General features: G+C 73.8%; 1 pseudogene. It reads right to left on the reverse strand.

The window, feature by feature from the left end:
- Window positions 1-324, reverse strand: a pseudogene (locus JHD82_RS30090) (hypothetical protein); the annotation flags it as partial.

The raw sequence follows: 324 nt of genomic DNA on the forward strand, positions 1-324 counted from the left end.
CAGCAGCGGCGCCGTGCCCTGGTGGAAGACGAAGGGAGGGGGAGCGGTATCGGTCATGGTGTGATTCTGGAACGTTTCTGGCGGATTTTGCGGGCCCATGGCATGCGGGTGCCTCAGGATTGCAGGGCTGTCTCTTATACACATCTGACGCTGCCGACGAAATGCGAACAGTGTAGATCTCGGTGGTCGCCGGATCGTTAAAAAGGGGGGGGGGGGGGGGGGGGGGGGGGGGGGGGGGGGGGGGGGGGGGGGGGGGGGGGGGGGGGGGGGGGGGGGGGGGGGGGGGGGGGGGGGGGGGGGGGGGGGGGGGGGGGGGGGGGGGGG

Origin of the sequence: Delftia sp. ASV31, from assembly GCF_016428765.1 — a bacterium.
GTDB lineage: Bacteria > Pseudomonadota > Gammaproteobacteria > Burkholderiales > Burkholderiaceae_C > Comamonas > Comamonas acidovorans.